This window comes from Pseudoruegeria sp. SK021 (genome assembly GCF_002119405.1).
In the GTDB taxonomy this organism is placed as follows: Bacteria; Pseudomonadota; Alphaproteobacteria; order Rhodobacterales; family Rhodobacteraceae; genus Meridianimarinicoccus.
Window position 1 is genome coordinate 1 of the sequence record NZ_MTBG01000179.1, and the last position, 250, is coordinate 250.

General features: G+C 53.6%; 1 protein-coding gene. It reads left to right on the forward strand.

Annotation, left to right across the window (positions count from 1 at the left end; translation table 11 throughout):
• A partial coding sequence (locus BV911_RS19050) for a DDE-type integrase/transposase/recombinase (RefSeq protein WP_139840179.1) occupies window positions 1–250 on the forward strand: 250 nt, incomplete at both ends.

Sequence of the window (250 nt, forward strand, 5' to 3'; positions counted from 1 at the left end):
ATCACGCGACCCAACCAAGTCTGGTGCACTGACATCACATACATTCCGATGCGCCGCGGGTTCTTGTACCTGGTAGCCGTCATGGACTGGTATAGTCGGAAGGTGCTCAGCTGGCGATTATCGAACTCCATGGATGCCGGATTCTGCGTAGAGGCTTTGAAAGAAGCCCTGCTTCGATACGGCCCGCCGGAAATTTTCAACACCGATCAAGGTAGCCAGTTCACCAGCACCGATTTCACTGAAGTGTTGC